18 protein-coding genes are annotated in these 16,992 nt (G+C 67.9%); 10 read left to right on the top strand and 8 right to left on the bottom strand.

The features are described 5' to 3' along the window. The first annotated feature begins 1 nt into the window (after position 1). The 5 genes from AC5JDC_RS18840 to hpaR all read left to right on the top strand — a co-directional run bounded on the left by AC5JDC_RS18840 (position 2) and on the right by hpaR (position 5,087). Positions 2–1,486, top strand: coding sequence for an aldehyde dehydrogenase (locus AC5JDC_RS18840; RefSeq protein WP_495843556.1), 1,485 nt, complete (start codon positions 2–4; stop codon positions 1,484–1,486). Beyond that, complete coding sequence (locus AC5JDC_RS18835) at positions 1,471–2,874, top strand: transaminase (RefSeq protein WP_495843554.1); 1,404 nt, start codon at positions 1,471–1,473, stop codon at positions 2,872–2,874. Before AC5JDC_RS18840 ends, AC5JDC_RS18835 begins: the two co-directional genes overlap by 16 nt. A 3-nt stretch (positions 2,875–2,877) precedes the next feature. Further along, positions 2,878–3,669, top strand: coding sequence for an SDR family oxidoreductase (locus AC5JDC_RS18830; RefSeq protein ID WP_495843552.1), 792 nt, complete (start codon positions 2,878–2,880; stop codon positions 3,667–3,669). Further along, the gene (locus AC5JDC_RS18825) at positions 3,666–4,442 is read left to right on the top strand and encodes an SDR family NAD(P)-dependent oxidoreductase (protein ID WP_495843550.1); all 777 of its coding nucleotides are present in this window, start codon (positions 3,666–3,668) and stop codon (positions 4,440–4,442) included. Before AC5JDC_RS18830 ends, AC5JDC_RS18825 begins: the two co-directional genes overlap by 4 nt. A 147-nt stretch (positions 4,443–4,589) precedes the next feature. Further along, positions 4,590–5,087, top strand: a complete 498-nt coding sequence (gene hpaR, locus AC5JDC_RS18820; protein WP_495843548.1) for a homoprotocatechuate degradation operon regulator HpaR — start codon at positions 4,590–4,592, stop codon at positions 5,085–5,087. 78 nt (positions 5,088–5,165) lie between these two features. Here hpaR and hpaH read toward each other — a convergent pair whose 3' ends face one another. The 8 genes from hpaH to AC5JDC_RS18780 all read right to left on the bottom strand — a co-directional run bounded on the left by hpaH (position 5,166) and on the right by AC5JDC_RS18780 (position 12,221). After that, positions 5,166–5,969: a 2-oxo-hept-4-ene-1,7-dioate hydratase gene (hpaH, locus tag AC5JDC_RS18815; RefSeq protein ID WP_495843546.1), complete on the bottom strand. Its 804-nt coding sequence runs from the start codon at positions 5,967–5,969 to the stop codon at positions 5,166–5,168. After that, entirely contained in the window at positions 5,966–6,838 is an 873-nt protein-coding gene (locus AC5JDC_RS18810; RefSeq protein WP_495843544.1) for a fumarylacetoacetate hydrolase family protein, read from the bottom strand. The genes hpaH and AC5JDC_RS18810 overlap by 4 nt, the downstream gene beginning before the upstream one ends. 20 nt (positions 6,839–6,858) lie before the next feature. Beyond that, entirely contained in the window at positions 6,859–7,839 is a 981-nt protein-coding gene (gene hpaD / locus AC5JDC_RS18805) for a 3,4-dihydroxyphenylacetate 2,3-dioxygenase (protein WP_495843542.1), read from the bottom strand. A 59-nt stretch (positions 7,840–7,898) separates the two neighbouring features. Then, positions 7,899–9,416, bottom strand: coding sequence for a 5-carboxymethyl-2-hydroxymuconate semialdehyde dehydrogenase (hpaE, locus tag AC5JDC_RS18800; protein WP_495843540.1), 1,518 nt, complete (start codon positions 9,414–9,416; stop codon positions 7,899–7,901). 33 nt (positions 9,417–9,449) lie between these two features. Then, the gene (locus AC5JDC_RS18795; RefSeq protein ID WP_495843538.1) at positions 9,450–9,836 is read right to left on the bottom strand and encodes a 5-carboxymethyl-2-hydroxymuconate Delta-isomerase; all 387 of its coding nucleotides are present in this window, start codon (positions 9,834–9,836) and stop codon (positions 9,450–9,452) included. A gap of 89 nt (positions 9,837–9,925) precedes the next feature. Further along, on the bottom strand, positions 9,926–10,435 hold the full coding sequence (locus tag AC5JDC_RS18790; RefSeq protein WP_106770486.1) for a flavin reductase: 510 nt from the start codon (positions 10,433–10,435) through the stop codon (positions 9,926–9,928). A 10-nt stretch (positions 10,436–10,445) separates the two neighbouring features. Next, entirely contained in the window at positions 10,446–12,008 is a 1,563-nt protein-coding gene (locus AC5JDC_RS18785; RefSeq protein WP_106770487.1) for a 4-hydroxyphenylacetate 3-hydroxylase N-terminal domain-containing protein, read from the bottom strand. Between the two features lie 30 nt (positions 12,009–12,038). Then, complete coding sequence (locus tag AC5JDC_RS18780; protein ID WP_495843535.1) at positions 12,039–12,221, bottom strand: hypothetical protein; 183 nt, start codon at positions 12,219–12,221, stop codon at positions 12,039–12,041. Between the two features lie 24 nt (positions 12,222–12,245). Here AC5JDC_RS18780 and AC5JDC_RS18775 point away from each other — a divergent pair, with 24 nt between their 5' ends. The 5 genes from AC5JDC_RS18775 (at position 12,246) to AC5JDC_RS18755 (ending at position 16,753) form a co-directional block, all read left to right on the top strand. Then, positions 12,246–12,989, top strand: coding sequence for a helix-turn-helix domain-containing protein (locus tag AC5JDC_RS18775; protein WP_245428287.1), 744 nt, complete (start codon positions 12,246–12,248; stop codon positions 12,987–12,989). Positions 12,990–13,248: 259 nt separating this feature from the next. Further along, on the top strand, positions 13,249–14,097 hold the full coding sequence (locus AC5JDC_RS18770) for a MetQ/NlpA family ABC transporter substrate-binding protein (RefSeq protein ID WP_495843532.1): 849 nt from the start codon (positions 13,249–13,251) through the stop codon (positions 14,095–14,097). A 76-nt stretch (positions 14,098–14,173) separates the two neighbouring features. Continuing rightward, a complete protein-coding gene (locus tag AC5JDC_RS18765) occupies positions 14,174–15,253 on the top strand; it encodes a methionine ABC transporter ATP-binding protein (protein ID WP_495843531.1) in 1,080 nt (359 codons plus the stop codon). Further along, the gene (locus tag AC5JDC_RS18760; RefSeq protein WP_495843529.1) at positions 15,234–15,890 is read left to right on the top strand and encodes a methionine ABC transporter permease; all 657 of its coding nucleotides are present in this window, start codon (positions 15,234–15,236) and stop codon (positions 15,888–15,890) included. The genes AC5JDC_RS18765 and AC5JDC_RS18760 overlap by 20 nt, the downstream gene beginning before the upstream one ends. Before the next feature lie 119 nt (positions 15,891–16,009). Next, positions 16,010–16,753 carry an SDR family oxidoreductase gene (locus tag AC5JDC_RS18755; protein WP_495843527.1) on the top strand — a complete coding sequence of 248 codons (744 nt, stop codon included), beginning with the start codon at positions 16,010–16,012 and terminating at the stop codon, positions 16,751–16,753. Positions 16,754–16,992: the final 239 nt, after the last annotated feature.

Below are 16,992 nucleotides of genomic sequence, written 5' to 3'. Positions count from 1 at the left end.
CATGCGACAGGATCAGATCGACGCGCTGCGCAATCTAAGCATCGCCCCGCAGCAGCTGTTCATCGCCGGCAGGCACGAGCCGGCGAGCGCCGGGACGACGCTGGACGTAGTCTCGCCGCTCGACGGCAGCAGGCTGACCACGCTGGCCGATGCCGGCGCGACCGACGTCGAACGCGCGGTCATCGCGGCGCGCAAGGCGTTCGACACCGGCTCCTGGCCGCGCGCCGCGCCCGCTGAGCGCAAGAAGGTGCTGCACAGAATCGCCGACCTGATCGAGAAGCACGCGCTGGAACTCGCCGTGCTCGGCGTGCGCGACAACGGCACCGAGATCGCCATGGCCTACAAGGCCGAGCCCGGCAGCGCGGCCGGCACCTTCCGCTACTATGCCGAAGCGGTCGACAAGGTGCATGGCGAGATCGCGCCGACGGCCGACAACGTGCTCGGCCTCGTCCACCGCGAGCCGGTCGGCGTCGTGGCGGCCATCGTGCCCTGGAACTTCCCGCTGATGATCGGCGCCTGGAAGATCGCGCCGGCGCTGGCCGCCGGCAACTGCGTGGTGCTGAAGCCGGCGGAGACGGCGTCGCTTTCGCTCCTCAGGCTGGCGGAGCTCTGCGCCGAGGCAGGCCTGCCCGAAGGCGTGCTCAACGTGGTAACCGGGCGCGGCGCGGTCGCCGGCGAGGCGCTCGGCCTGCACATGGACGTCGACGTGCTGGCTTTCACCGGGTCCGGCGCCACCGGTCGCCGCCTGCTCGAATATTCCGCCCGGTCCAACCTCAAGCGCGTCTATCTCGAACTCGGCGGCAAGTCGCCCAACATCGTGTTCGCCAACGCGCCGGATCTCGATCTCGCCGCGAAAATCTCCGCGCAAGGCATCTACCGCAATTCCGGGCAGGTCTGCGTAGCGGGCTCCCGCTTGCTGGTGGAACGCTCCATCCGCGAGGCGTTCGTGGCGAAAGTGGCGGCGATCGCGGCGCGCATGACGGTGGGCGACCCGCTCGACCTCGCCACAGAGGCAGGCGCGGTCAACAGCGCCGCGCAGCTTGAGCGCAACCTCGCCCATGTCGAGCGCGCGGCCGCCGAGGGTGCCGTGCTGGTCACCGGCGGCCGGCGCATCCTCGAGGAGACGGGCGGCTACTACATGCAGCCGACCCTGTTCGACGCGGTGCATCCCGACATGGCGCTTGCCTGCGAGGAGGTGTTCGGCCCGGTGCTTGCGGCCATTCCCTTCGACGACGAGGCCGACGCGGTCCGCATCGCCAACGCCACGTCATACGGCCTCGCCGCGGCGGTCTGGACCTCCAGCCTGTCGCGCGCCCATCGGATGGTGCGCGCGATCAAGGCGGGCGTGGTGCACGTCAACACCTATGGAGGAGCCGACATCACGGTGCCGCTCGGGGGCGTCAGGCAATCGGGCAACGGCCACGACAAGTCGCTGCACGCACTGGACAAATACACGGACCTGAAGACCGCATGGATTTCGCTCTGAATAACGACAAGGCCCCCGGGCTCGCCGCCGCGGTCGACCGGCTGATCGACGCCGAGCAGGCGCGCTTCGCTGCCACGCATCCGCGCTCGGCGGAAGCGTGGGCGCGCGGCCGCCAGCACTTCCTCTATGGCGGGCCTTCGCACTGGATGCGCCGCTGGGCCGGCGGCTTTCCGGTCTATGTCGAGCAGGCTGAGGGCTGCCACGTCCGCGACATCGACGGGCATCACTATGTCGATTTCTGCCTGGGCGACACCGGCGGCATGTGCGGCCATGCGCCGGAAGCAGTGACGCGCGCCGCCACCGAGCAGCTCCGCCGCGGCACCACGCACATGATGCCGACCGAGGACAGTCTTTGGGTCGGCGAGGAACTCGCGCGCCGCTTCGGCCTGCCTTACTGGACGCTGACCACCTCGGCCACGGACGCCAATCGCGGCGCGATCCGCATCGCCCGCATGATCACCGGCCGCGACAAGGTGCTCGTCTTTTCCGGCTGCTATCATGGCGGCATCGACGAGGCGCATGTCGAGCTGCACGAGGGCCGCATGCGCATGCGCAACATGATTCACCCGAACGGCGTGGATCATGCGCGCGTGTCGACGGTGGTGCAGTTCAACGACGTCGCCGCGCTCGAGGCGGCGCTGGCGCCGGGCGACGTCGCCTGCGTGCTCATGGAGCCGCTGATGACCAATTTCGGCATGATCCCGGTCGCGGACGGTTTTCACCAGGCCGTCCGCGCCGCCACACGCCGGACCGGCACCCTGCTCGTCATCGACGAGACGCACACGATTTCCTGCGGTCCCGGCGGATATACCCGGCTGCACGGGCTGGAGCCGGACATCTTCGTTGCCGGCAAGGCGATCGCCGGCGGCATACCGGCCGGCATCTTCGGCCTCGACGAAGCCATCGCGGCGCGGCTCTGGGACGTGGTGCCGCACGTCAACCCGCGGCAGCGCCAGTCCTCGCATTTCGGGATCGGCGGCACGCTCGCCGGCAACGCCTTGACCATTGCCACGATGCGCGCGGTGCTGGAGGAGATCCTGACGCCGCGGAACTACGAGAACATGATCGCCCGCGCCGGCGAGCTGGCGGACGCGGCCCGTGCCGCCATAGCCCGCCACGGGCTGCCCTGGCACGTCACCCAGATCGGCGCGCGGGCCGAGATCATGTTCACGCCGGTGCCGCCGCGCAATGCCGCCGAGGTGGCGGCGACGCGGCGCGGTGATCTCGAGACGCTGCTCCACGCCTTCTACATGAACGAGGGCATACTGGTGACGCCGTTCCACACCATGTTCCTGATGTGCCCGGCGACGACGCCCGCGGATGTCGCCCGCCATGCCGGGGTTTTCGAGCGCTTCGCGGCGATGGCGCGCGCGCAGGGCGTGGCCTGAGCCATGGCCTTCGACCTGTCCGGGCGGGTGGCGCTGGTGACTGGCGGCGGGCGCGGCATCGGCGCGGCGATCGTCACGCGTCTTGCCGAGGCCGGCGCGCGGGTCGCGATCTGCAACCGCACGCCGGAGCCGGCGGAGGCGCTGGCAACGCAACTGAAATCGCTGGGCCTTGCCGCCCGGACGGTCGCCTGGCCGGGTACGGGCCGGGCGGCGATCCGCGGCATGGTCGACCGGCTGGCCGACGCCGAGGGCCGGCTCGACATCGTGATCCACAATGCCGGCGGCTGCCCCTGGGCCTCCATCGAGGACCTTGACGAGGACAAGCTCTCCGCGGCGCTGGACATCAATCTCGACGCCTTCGTCTGGCTGGTGCAGGCGGCTGCGCCGCACATGCGGGCGAACGGCTTCGGCCGGCTGCTGGTCACGTCCTCCGTCTCGGCGCGGGTCGCCATGGGCGGCGGCGCCCATTATTCGGCCGCCAAGGCGGGCGTGAACGCCTTCGTCCGCGGCGCCGCCTTCGAGCTCGCACGCGACGGCATCACCGTCAACGGCGTCGAGCCGGGCTTCATCGCCAAGCCGGGCCGCGGCACGCTGTCGACGCCGCAGAAGCAGGCAGCCATCGGCCGCCACATCCCCGTGGGCCGCATGGGCGAGGCCGACGACGTGGCGCACGCCATGCTTTACCTCGCCTCGCCCGAGGCCAGATACACGACCGGCCAGACCATCGTGGTCGACGGCGGCGCCACGCTGCCGGAAACCGGCTATGCGGTCGAAGACAAATGGGGGCTCGAATGACGGACCGGCTCGCGGGGCGCGTCGCGCTGATCACCGGAGCGGCGACGGGCATGGGCCGCGCCACCGCCGCGCTTTTCGCGCGCGAGGGCGCATCGGTGGTGCTGTTCGGGCTCGGCGGAGAAATGCTGGACGAGGCCGCGCGCGCCACGGGCGGTCGCGCCGTGCATGGCAGCGTCGCCGACAACGTCGACGTCGCGCGCGCTCTCGAGGCGTGCGGCGGCAGTCTGCACATCGTCGTCAACGCCGCGGGGATCATGCTGCCCGACACGCCGGAAACGCTCACCGACGATGCGTGGGAGGCCAGCCTTTCGGTCAACCTCACCGGCGCGATGAAGGTCTGCCGCGCCGCGATGCCGCTGCTCAAGGGCCGGCCCGGCGCCGCGATCGTCAACATCGCCTCCGTCGGCGCGTTCAACGGCAGCCCGGTCAACGCCGCCTATTCGGCGAGCAAGGCGGCGCTGGTGTCCTTCACCCGCACGCTCGCCTACGCGCATGGCGCCGACGGCGTGCGCGCCAATGCGGTCGCCCCCGGCTGGGTGCGCACGCCGATGAGCGAATACGAGATGGAGGTAGCCGCACGCCAGAACGGCACCTCCGCCGAAGCCGAGTTCACGGCACTGACGCAGCGCATCGCGCTGCGCCGCGTGGCGGAACCGGCCGAGATCGCCTCCTGCTGCCTGTTCCTCGCTTCGGACGAGGCCTCCTTCGTCACCGGCGCCGTGCTGGTCGCCGACGGCGGCGGACGGTCGCCGACGCACAATCGCGCCGTCTGACGCGGGCCTGCTCCCTTTCCAAACGCCCAAAGCAGTCCGGCACGGTACGCCTCCATAGTGGAGGCCGCGTGCCGCTGGATTTGCTCCGGCCCCGTATCGCGTGTCAGATGGCGCGATCGTATAGACCCGCCTGCAGGACAAGGCCGCATGAAGAACCGACGGTCCGAAACCGCCAAGCCGCGAACCGGAGAAACGGCTTCCACGCCGCGACCGGCCCGCCGCTCGCTGGCCATCGAGCTGCTGCGGGCGAGAGAGGCGGTCATGAGCCATTTCCGGCCGATCCTGGCCGCGCACGACGTGAGCGAGCAGCAGTGGCGAGTGATCCGCGTGCTGTCCGAGGAGGGAACCCTCGACGCCACCGAGGTGGCGGAAAAGGCCTTCATCCTGGCGCCGAGCCTGACGCGCATGATCCGCTCGCTCGAGGAACGCGGCTTCATCACCAGGCAGAAGGACGAGGCCGACGGGCGCCGCGTGCTGCTCAGGCTCGCGCCGTCCGGCCAGGCCGTCATCGACGCGGTCATGCCGCACAGCCTGCGCGCCTATGCCGAGATCGACGCGCGCTTCGGCGCCGAGCGGCGCGAACGGCTGCTGGAACTGCTCGGCGAGCTGGCCGCCCTGAAGGCCGACCGGCCGGCGTCGGAATAGGAGCTGTCGGCCCTCAGGCCAGCAGGCTCGTCCTCGCCCCGGCCGCCAATCAGCAACGCCGGCAATTGGCGGAGCGGATCAGGCGAAGAACAGGCCGACCGATCCATACGGTCCGAAGTCGGCAAGGATGGTGTCGCCGTGGCCCGCTTCGATCGGACGGATGAACGATCCGGCCAGCACGATCTGGCCGGCGTCGATGCCCTCGCCGTAGCGCGCGAGCCGGTTCGCCAGCCAGGCGACGCCGCGGGCCGGCTGGTTGAGGACGCCGGCGCCGAGGCCCGTCTCCTCCACCTCGCCGTTGCGGGTGACGATCGCGCCCATCCAGCGCATGTCTACCTGATCCGGCCGCACGGCGCGGCCGCCAGTGACGACGCCGGCATTGGCGGCATTGTCGGAAATAGTGTCGAAGATGGTGCGCGCCTTCTTCGACGCCGGGTCGACGCGCACGATGCGGGTATCGAGGATTTCCAGCGCCGGCGTGACGTAGTCCGCCGCGTTGAGCACGTCGAATACGGTGACTCCAGGCCCCTTCAGCGGCGCCTTCATGATGAAGGCGATCTCGGCCTCGACGCGCGGCTGGATGAAGCGGTCGGCAGGAACCGTCGCGCCGTCCTCGAACACCATGTCGTCGAGCAGAACGCCGGAATCCGGGGTGTCGATGTTCAGAGCGTACTGCATCGCCTTCGAGGTCAGGCCGATCTTCCAGCCGATCGGGCTGCGGCCGGCCGCCAGCTTCCGCCTGATCCAGGCCGCCTGGATCGCGTAGGCGTCGTCCATGTCGATCGCCGGATGCGCGAGCGACAGCAGGCCGATCTGCCGGCGCGTCCGTTCCGCCTCGTCGAGGTTTTGCGCCGCCGCTTCGATCTCATCCGGCTTCATCATGACGCGGCCTCGTCGGCGATGGTGTTCCGGAGGACGCCGATCCCCTCGGCCTCGACCTCGACGACGTCGCCGGGCTTCAGCCAGACCGGCGGATCGAAACGCGCGCCGGCGCCGGTCGGCGTGCCGGTGACGATCACGTCGCCCGGAACCAGCGTCGTGAAGGTCGAGACATAGCCGATGATCCGGCGGAAGGAGAAGATCATCCGGCCGGTGCGGTCGCTCTGACGCACCTCGCCGTTGACGCGGGTCTCGAGCCGGATGTCGGCGAGCTGGCTCTCGTCCGTGTAGGGAAGCAGCCACGGCCCCATCGCGCCGCTGCGGTCGAAATTCTTGCCCTGGGTGACGTTGAATTTCGCATGCCGCACCCAGTCGCGGATGGTGCCTTCGTTGCAGAGCGACACGGCCGCGATGTGGTCGAGCGCGTCCGCTTCCGGAATGCGCCGCCCACCTTTGCCGATGACGATGACGATCTCGCCCTCGTAGTCGAGCTGGGGGCTTTCGGGGGGACGGATCAGCGGCTGCCCGTGACCGGTGAAGGATCGCGGGAAGCGGATGAACAGGGAAGGGTTGGAGGGTGCCGCCTGGCCGTCCTTGTACTCTTCGTTGCGGTCGGGGAAGTTGACCCCGACGCAGATGATCTTCTCCGGCGACGGAACCGGTATCTCGAAGCGGATATCGTCCAGCGGCAGATCCGGCGCGCGCCCCGCATTGTCCTCGGCCAGGGCGACCAGCGCGCCGTCCTCTACGACCGCGCGCAAGCTCGGCCAGCGCGCCGCGTGACGCGCGCAGAGATCGATCACGCCGCCGGCAACGGCGAGGCCATAGCCGTGCCGGCCCTGCCGGCTGAAGCTCAGGAATCTTGGACGCATGTCGTCGGCCATCCTTTCGGTCAGGGGGCGATGATCGGCTGCGCGTTCAGTTGCGCGTCGACGACATCCGTGCCGGCGAACAGGCTGCCGTGCTCGAACCAGGATTTCGGCGCCGCCGCCCCCCACAGGGTCTGGCGCTGCGGATCCTTGAGGTCCCATCGGATCGGCTCGAGATCCGGATCGACGGTCTGGTAGTCGGAGCAGTAGATCTCGATCCGGTGACCGTCGGGGTCGAGCACGTAGAGGAAGAACGCGTTGGATATGCCGTGCCGGCCAGGACCGCGCTCGATATTGGCGAGCCAGCCCGTGGTCGACATCAGGTCGAGCAGGTCGATGATGTTGAGCGGCGTCGGCACCCAGAAGGCGGTGTGATGGAGACGCGGCCCGCGGCCATTGGTGAAGGCGATGTCGTGAACGCCGCCCTTGCGATGCGTCCAGGCCGCCCACAAGCGCTTCGTGTCCTCGTCCTCGGTGTATTCGGTCACCCGGAAGCCGATTTCGTTGAAGAACGCGACCGATTCGTCGACATTCGGCGAAAAGCAGTTGAAATGATCGATGCGCAGCGGCTTCACGCCCCTGTAGAGCGCGTATTTCTGGTGGATCGGCGGCAGACGGTCCATCTTCGAGTAGAATTCGAGGGGAATGCCGTGCGGGTCGCGGGTCCGGAAGGTGCGGGACTGGTAGGGCCGCTCGACCCACTCGACCGGCAGGCCCCTGCCTTCGAAGAAGCCGGCGGCCTTGTCGAGGTCGTCCTCGGCGAACACCTTGAAGCCGAGATCGCGGGCTTCCGCCCTGCCGCACCTCCTGAGCACGATGCAGTGATGGCCCCGCTCCTCCATGGCGCGCAGGTAGATGGCGTCGGCGGTCTCGTCGGTGACCTGGAGCCCCAGCGTGTCGACGTAGAAGGCGCGCGACCGGGCAAGGTCGGTCACGCCGAACTCGACATGGCTGAGCCGCACGATGTTGAACGGCGGATAGAGGTTCGGCTTGGGGATCGGCATCGATGTCTCCTCCTGCCCGCCGGACGCGGCGGCGGGCCTGTCCCGGCTGATGCCCGCGATCAGCCGCCCAGCTTCTGGATGGCATGGGCCTTCGTCGCGAAGGCGACGTTCTTCGTCTCCATGTAGAAGTCGAAGGACCAGTCGCCGCCGTCGCGGCCGATGCCCGAATTCTTGACGCCGCCGAACGGCGTCGGCAGATGGCGCACGTTTTCCGAGTTCACCCAGATCATGCCGGCTTCGAGCGCATCCGAGAACCGGAAGGCGCGGGTGACGTCCGACGTCCACAGATAGGCCGCGAGGCCGTAGCGGACGTCGTTGGCGAGCGCCAACGCCTCGGCCTCGTCCTTGAAGGGGATCGCCGTCAGCACCGGGCCGAATATCTCTTCCTGGGCGATGCGCATGCCGTTGTTCGCGCCGGCGAACAGCGTCGGCTGCACATAACAGCCTCCCCCCGGGCCCTCGGCCTTGCCGCCGCCGGCCATCACCGTCGCGCCTTCCGACCGGCCGACCTCGATGTAATCGAGCACCTTCCTCTCGTGCACCGGATGGATGAGCGGACCGATCACCGTTTCCGGGTCGAGCGGATGGCCTATCCTGATGCGCTTGGCCTTTTCGGCGACCAGCGCGGTGAACCGGTCGTGGACGCCCGCTTCGACGAGCAGCCTCGACGACGACGTACAGCGCTCGCCGTTCAGCGAATAGATCATGAAGACGGCGGCGTCGGCGGCGCGTTCGAGATCGGCATCGGCGAAGACGACGACGGGATTCTTGCCGCCGAGCTCGAAATGCACGCGCTTCAGCGTATCAGCGCCCTGCTTCATGATCAGCGAGCCGGTGCGGCTCTCGCCGACGAAGCCGATCGCCTTGATCAGCGGATGCTCGGTGAGCGCGCGGCCGGCCTCCTCGCCGAAACCGTTGACGAGATTCCAGACGCCTTTGGGCAGCCCCGCCCCCTCCGCGATCTCGACCAGCAGCCTGGCCGTCAGCGGCGAAAGCTCGGCAGGCTTGTGGACGATGGTGCAGCCGGCGGCGAGCGCCGGAGCGATCTTCCAGGTCGACAGCATGAACGGCGTGTTCCACGGCGTGATGATGCCTACCGGGCCGATCGGGACACGGGTAGTCATGTTGACCTGGCCCTCGGCGCGCAGGGCCCTGCCGTCGCGCGCCTCCGGCGCCTTGTCGGCGAAGAAGCGGAAATTCTCGGCGCCGCGCAGCGCCGCCTTGGACATGAACTTCAGCGCCTGGCCGGTGTCCATGCATTCGACGAAGGCAATTTCCTCCGCACGCGCCACGATGGCGTCGGCGATCGCGTGCAGCACCGCCTTGCGCTTCTCGCCGGGCATCGCCGTCCATTCCGCGAACGCCGCCTTCGCGGCCTTTGCCGCCCGGTCGACGTCGGCGGCCTTGCCGCGCGCGACCGCCGCCAGCGGTTTCAGGTCGATCGGCGATATGGTCTCGAAAACAGAGCCGTCCTCAGCGGGCACATCCTCGCCGCCGATGCGGTTGAGCACGCCGCGCTCCCGGAAGCCGGCGAGATAGTTTTCCGCCCTGGAGAGGTTCTCTTGCAGCTTGGACATCGTCTGTTTCCTGACTGGCCCCGGCGACGGAACCTACCTGCCGCGCAGGCGCTGATGGATGGCGTTGCGCTTCCAGCTCAGATCGGGATCGATCTCCCGGATCTCCAGCGAGAGCGCGAAGTGCGGGCTGGCGAAGAGCGACTCCAGCACATCCTGCGCCGTCCGGAAAATCGCCTCGCCCACCTGCCTGCATTCCTCGATCGTTCGGCCCTTGCCGATGCGGAAGTTGAGATCCACGAAGGCGTTCTCCGGCAGGCGGTCGGCGATCGCATAGTGGTCCGCACGCAGGGCACGGACACGCACCGCGCCAACCTCGAACAGGCCGGACGCCAGCACGGTCGCCAGCAGCCGGTCACACAGGCCGGCGATGTCGGCGCGGCCGTCGAGATTGGCCGAGTACTCCACGATCAGATGCGGCAAGGTTCCTCCCGTGCGGCTTTATACTTAACGTGTTAAATAGATGGCGGGTTGTCAAGCGATTTCTCGCGCGGAGCGCCCGACCGGGAAGGTCAGCCGCCAAAACTTCCGGCCTGGGTCGGAACATGCACGTAGTTGCGGTCGAAATAGAGCAGCGCATGGCCGTCCCGGCGCGAGCGGATACCGACCACTTCGCCGATGAAGATGTTGTGCGTGCCGACCGGCCGGGCTTCGGCAAGCCGGCAGTCGAAGGAGACGATCGCATCGGCAAGCGCCTGATTGCCCGAGGGAAGGTCGATCCACTCGGCGGCCGCGTAGCGTGCCTCCATGTCGGATCGCTGGCCGGCGAAATAGCCGGCGAGTTCCTTGTGCTCCTGCGTCAGCACGTTGACGCAGAAGCGGCGGTTCTCGACGAACAGACTGCCTTGCGCCGAGCGCATGTTCATGCAGACCAGCAGGGTCGGCGGCTCGTCGGTGACGCTGCACATGGCGGTCGCCGTGAAGCCGCCCCGGCCGGCCGCCCCATTGGTGGTGACGACGTTGACGGGCGCGCAGACCCGCGCCATGGCGTTGCGGAATTCGGCCCTGGTGGCGGTGTCCATGGCCGCCGCCTCATTCGGCGGCGTCGCGGACGGGCGATGCGTCGCCGAGCGGCGGCAGCCAGGTGTCGCCGGTCCAGCCCTTCTCGTCGTAGTCGGCCATGCACCGGTCGACCAGCGCCTCCATCTCCTTCAGCCGGCCGCCGCGCTCCGCGCCCTTCAGCACCTGCAGACGGACTTCCTCCGGCGCGCCGGCATAGTTGAGCTCGTAGAGGGCATGGCGCCCGCCGAACTCCGTGCCGGTCGCATCCCACAGCAGCTTCATGATCTTGATGCGCTCGACATGGCCCATGTCGTTCGAGCCGCGCACGTATTGCGCGAGATAGCGGTCGATCTCGGGATTGTCGAAATCGCGCGCCGAGGACGGCAGGTAGATGAGACCCGAGGCGATCACCCGGCGGACCGTGTCGACGACGCGCGGATAGGCTTCCGACATGAAGGTGCGATAGGAAAGCGCGGCCTCCATGTTCGGCAGCACCGCGCCGTTGGCCCAGGGTTGCGGATTGCGCGCCATGGCATGCGAAAAGCTCCAGAACATGTGCCGGAGCGCGATCACTTCGCCGAGCGCCGCCTGGTTGCCCCGGAAGGCGTCGCCACCGGTGGCGCGCAGCGCCTTGGCGAGCAGCCCTGCGAGGAAGTCGAGTTTTACCGCGAAGCGCGTGCAGCCCTGAAAACAGTAGCCGTGCATGAAACCCGACGCCGGATGGAATGACAGGATTTTCTGCGCGTCGCGCAGCACCAGCACGTCCTCCCAGGGGATGAAGACGTCGTCGAGCACGAGGATCGCGTCGTTCTCGTCGAAGCGCGAGGACAGCGGATAGTCGAACGGATGGCCGACCGTATTCGCCGTCTGCTCATATGAGACCCGGCAGAACATCTTGACGCCCGGCGCGTTCATCGGGACGATGAACATGACCGACAGCGACGGATCCTCGGTCACCGTCGCCGAGCCCTGGGCCAGGAAGTTGTAGTGGGTGAGCGCCGACGAGGTGGCCACCACCTTGGCGCCCGAGACGTGGATGCCGGCGTCGGTTTCCCTGGTGATGTGGACGAACACGTCCTTCACGGCATCCGCCGGCTTGTGGCGATCGATCGGCGGATTGACGATGGCGTGGTTCATGAACAGCACCGACTCCTGGGCACGCTTGTGCCAGGCGAGCGCATTGTCCCTGAACGGGCCGTACCAGTCGGCATTAGCGCCGAGCGTGTTCATCAGCGCCGCCTTGTAGTCGGCGGTGCGACCCATCCAGCCGTAGGACATGCGCGCCCACTCGGCGATTGCCCCCTGCTGGGCGACGAGTTCCTCCGACGAACGCGCCACGCGGAAATACTTGTGCGTGTAGCCGCCGGAGCCGGTGTCGGTGGGCGATGTCAGCCTGTCCCGCGCGTCTGGAGCGTGCAGGGAATCGTAGAGCCGCGCCAGCGAGCGGGCAGCGTTGCGCATCGAGGGATGGGCGGTGACATCGGCGACGCGTTCGCCATTGATATAGACCTCGCGCCCGTCCCGGAGGCTCGCCAGATATTCCTGGCCTGTGAAGGGCCGGGCCTTGTCGCTGCGATGGTCTTCGGCGCGCATCGTTGTCTCCTCCTCTGGATTGTGCGGATGCTAGTCCCGGCCGGCGAGCGCGACCATGGACAAAGACGCAAATTCGCTGGTACTTTTTCCGGTATGTCCGCGCGCCGCGATGTCCCCGAATTCTTCGTCTATGGCGAGCCGAGCCGCCCACTCGAAGTCGGCTTCCTCCATGTCGAAACCGTCATGGAACGCAAATCCCTGCACTTCGGCCATGTCGCTCCGCACCAGCATCCATCGATGGGGCAGATCACATACTGGTTCCGGGGGAGCGGGACCTATCGCATCGAAGACGAGACTTGGAACTTTTCGGCACCGACGGTGAGCTTCGTGCCGAGCAACGTCATCCATGGCTTCGACGTCGACGTGGAGTCCGACGCCTTCGTGATATCCATTTCGGACGGCATGCTGAAGACGCTGGCGCCGCGCGTCGATCTCGGCCTCGATGCGCCGGTCTTCATCACCGGCGGCCGTGACGATGCCGGCTGGGCGGGGATCGGCGCTCTCGTCGACATGATCGCGGCCGAGTATCGGACGCATGGCCCCGCCGCCGACAAGGTGCTGACGGGGCTGATCGGTGTCGTTCTGTCGCTGATCGCCCGCCTGGGAGAAGGCTCGACCGGTCTCTCGGCGTCGCCGACCGTGGCGCTCGCGGCAGCGCTGCGGCGGGCGGTCGATCGGCATTTTCGCAAGGATTTGCCGGTCGGCGCCTATGTCGAACTGCTGGCGACCACGCCGCATCTGCTCGACAAGGCCGCCCACGAGGTCTTCGGCTCGACCGTCAAGGACATGCTGCAGAAGCGGCGGCTGCTCGAGGCGAAGCGGCTGCTGATGTTCACCATACGCCCGGTCGAGGACATCGGCCGCGAGGTGGGGTTCGGCGATCCCGCCTATTTCTCGCGCTTCTTCCGCCGGCACACGGGCGAGGCGCCGTCCGCATGGCGCCGCCGGCACCTCGAGCAGGATGCCCGCAGGCCGGCGTAGACCGGCGGGCCTGGGCTTGCGGCACACTCGTGCGACCGGGGAGAGCAGCATGCTGCAAGGCCTGCGGCACGCACCGCTCATTTCCCCTCATTTCCCCCTCACTTTTCGCACCTGCGAAGACGGAGGTTCCGGCTCTCATTTCGAGCCATTATTTGAGACAGTATTCCTGCCCGGCGATTAGGCAGGAAAAGCGTTCCTTTGCGCAAAATGGCGGCATCGCCGATGATCCAGCCTCAACAGCAACCCGCCAGGAACGATCATGTCCGACCCGAAAAATACATATCCGCTTGCCAGCGCCGTGACCCGCCGGACCGGCCTCGGCATGCTGCTCGCCTCCGCCGTGGCGCTCGGCAGCTTCGCATTCGGCGCGCCGGTCCTCGCCCAGGACAAGAAGGAGATCAAGGTCGGGATCATCAGCGGCGAGGACGAGGACGTGTGGCGCGTCGTCGTCGAGGAAGGCGCCAGGCGCGGCCTCACCATCGAGACCGTGGTCTTCAACGACTATACCCAGCCGAACGAGGCGCTGGAGCGCGGCGAGATAGATGCCAACGCCTTCCAGCACCAGCCCTATCTCGACAACCAGATCAAGACGCAGGGCTACCACATCGTGCCGGCCGGCTATACCGCCGTGTGGCCGATCGGCCTCTATTCGAAGAAGCACAAGACAGTCGCCGAGTTGCCGGAAGGCGCCGTGGTCGGCGTGCCCAACGACCCGTCGAACGAGGGCCGCGCGCTGCGCGTGCTGCAGAACGAAGGGCTGATCAAGCTGAAGGACGGCACCGGCATCCTCGCCACGGTGACCGACATCGCCGAAAATCCGAGGAAGCTCGACATCAAGGAACTCGACGCCGGCATCGTCGGACGCTCGGTCGACGATCTCGACGCGGCGGTGGTGAACACCGACTGGGCGCTGAAGAGCGGCCTGACCCCTGACGAGCGCATCGCCCAGGAGCCGGTGGCCGACAATCCGTACCGCAACTTCATCGCCGTGAAAGCCGGCGCCGAGAACGAGCCCTGGGTGAAGACCCTGGTCGAATCCTACCAGAACGAAACGGTGAAGGCCGAGTTCGATCGGGTGTACAAGGGAACGGGCATCAGCGCCTACTGAGCCGATACGCACCGGCTGCGGCGGCCTGCGTTCGACGCGGGCCGCCGACCTGTTTTTACACGGACCTGGACGTATAATGAACGTACACATTTCAGCAGGAGTGCCGGTGGAACGCGCCGGGCTGCATCATGATGTCGTCCGCCTGACCGACCTGCGCCGCCGGTTCGGGCGGACGGCGGCACTCGACGGCGTCTCGCTGACCGTCCACAAGGGCGAGATTCTCGGCATCATCGGTCGCAGCGGCGCGGGCAAGTCGACGCTGATCCGCTGCCTCAACGGCCTGGAGCGGCCCGATTCCGGCGAGGTGTTCATCGAGGGCCGGGAGATCAGCCGGCTCGGCGAGCGCGACCTGCAGCCGCTGCGCCGGCGCATCGGCATGATCTTCCAGCATTTCAACCTGCTCTCGGCCAAGACCGTGGCGCAGAACGTCGCCCTGCCGTTGAAGATCGCGGGAATCGGCAAGGCGGAGCGCATCCGCCGGGCCGCCGAGCTTCTGGACCTCGTCGGGCTGCCCGAGAAGGCCGGAAGCTATCCGGCGCAGCTTTCCGGCGGCCAGAAGCAGCGTGTCGGCATAGCCCGCGCGCTGGCCGCCAATCCGGCCCTGCTGCTTTCGGACGAGGCGACGTCGGCGCTCGATCCTGAGACGACGCGCTCGATCCTGGCACTGCTGAAGGACATCAACCGCCGGTTCGGCCTCACCATCCTGCTCATCACCCACGAGATGGAGGTGATCCGGTCGATCGCCGATCGTGTTGCGGTCATAGACCAGGGACGCATCGTCGAGGAGGGACCGGTCTGGTCGGTTTTTGCCGAACCGAAGTCGGAGGTCACGCAACGGCTGCTGGCCGGCATGCGTCCGCAGTTGCCGCCCGAGATCGCGGGCAGGCTTTCGCCCGAACCTGTCGGGGAAGCCGTGCTCAGGGTCGACGTCTTCGGCGACGCGGCGCGCCAGGCGCTGCTCTCCGATCTTGCCGGCACGCTGAAGGTGTCCTTCCGGCTGATCCACGGCGGCATCGAGACGATCCAGGGCGAGCCGGTCGGCACGCTGTTCCTGGCGATCCCGGGCGGCGGCGAAGACGCGGCCAGGGTCAGCCAATTTCTTCAAGCGCGCGGCGCGCGAACGGAGGTGCTCGGCCATGTCGCCGGTGATGCTTGAACTGCTTGTCCGCTCGACCTGGGAAACCATCCTGATGACGGCCGCCTCCGGCCTGATCTCGCTGGTCGCGGGCCTGCCGCTCGGCCTGGCGCTGGTCGCCACCGATCGCGGCGGCATCGCCGAGAACCTGTGGTTCAATCGTATCCTCGGCGCCATCATCAACGGTTTCCGCTCGGTGCCGTTCATCATCCTGCTCGTCGCCCTGATCCCGCTGACGCGGCTGATCGTCGGCACGTCGATCGGCACCTGGGCGGCGATCGTGCCGCTGTCGATCGCCGCCACGCCCTATTATGCGCGCATCGCGGAGGTTTCGCTGCGCGAGGTGGATCACGGGCTGGTCGAGGCGGCCCGCGCCATGGGCGGCAACCGCTGGACGATCGTCCGCGAGGTGCTGGTCCCGGAAGCGCTGCCCGGCCTCGTCGCCGGTTTCACCGTGACGCTGGTGACGCTCGTCGGCGCGTCGGCCATGGCCGGCGCGATCGGCGCGGGCGGCCTCGGGGATCTGGCCATCCGCTACGGCTACCAGCGCTTCGAAACGATGGTGATGGTCGCCGTGGTCGCCGTGCTGATCGTGCTGGTATGCCTCATCCAGTATGCCGGCGACCGGCTCGTCGCCAGGCTCGACCATCGCGGCTGACGGGCGCCGGCCGGCGGCGTGCCGTCGCCGTCTGTCGCGTCACCGGCGGACGGCTGCCCTCTTGTGCTTGCGCATCCGCGTTCGCTATCAGCGTCGCAGATCAAGAAGGGCGAAGCGGCATGGACAGTCTGGTTGGAAAAGTCGCCTGGGTCACCGGAGCGGGCAGCGGCATCGGACAGGCGGTCGCCACCGCGCTGGCGGGCGCCGGCTGCGTCGCGGTGCTGACGGGTCGGCGCCAGGAGGCGCTGGAGCAGACAGCGGAGAAAATCGCCGCCAGCGGCGGCACGGCCGTTGCGCGGGCCGGCGACCTGACGCAGCCGGAGACGGCGGGCGCGATCGTCGGCGAGATCGAGGAGCGGTTCGGGCGCCTCGACATCCTCGTCAACAATGCCGGCGGCAACATCGCCGAAAGGGCGTGGCGGGACCTGACGACGGACAGCATCGATTCGCTGATCAACGGCAACCTTTCCGCGGCCTTCTACTGCGCGGCCGCCGCGATGCACCCCATGCGCCGAGCCAAGCAAGGGCTGCTGATCCATACCGCTTCGTGGGCGGGAAAATTCATCCACCCGGTGAGCGGGCCCGTCTATACGGCGGCCAAGCACGCCGTCGTGGCGATGAGCCAGAGCATCAACATGGAGGAATACCGCAACGGCATCCGCTCGACCGCCATCCTGCCGGCCGAGGTGGCCACGCCGATCCTCGACAAGCGCCCGCAGCCGCCGAGCGCGCAGGAGCGGGCCGAGATGCTGCAGCCGGAGGATCTGGCCGAGCTCGTGCTGTTCCTCGCCACGCGGCCCGCCTCGGTCTGCCTCAACGAGATCGTGATCAGCGCCCGGCTGAACAAGTTCTACGAACGGTGATCGCATATCCCGTCGGCCGCCGCGATCGATCCTTCCGATGGCAATCGCATATGGCGAGCGGCTCGCACCCCCACCCCTAACCCCTCCCCTCAAGGGGGAGGGGGATTTTGTGGTCGCCATGCCGAGCGAAATCGCAACCGATTCACGTTTGGCGGAACCGCGGCAAGATCCCCCTCCCCCTTGAGGCAGGGCTGTCCGGGGAAAGTCATGCATAGTGGAAAGCCATCTGGTTTGGCGAG

This window comes from Kumtagia sp. (genome assembly GCF_059502445.1).
This window is presented reverse-complemented; position numbering and strand designations above follow the sequence as displayed.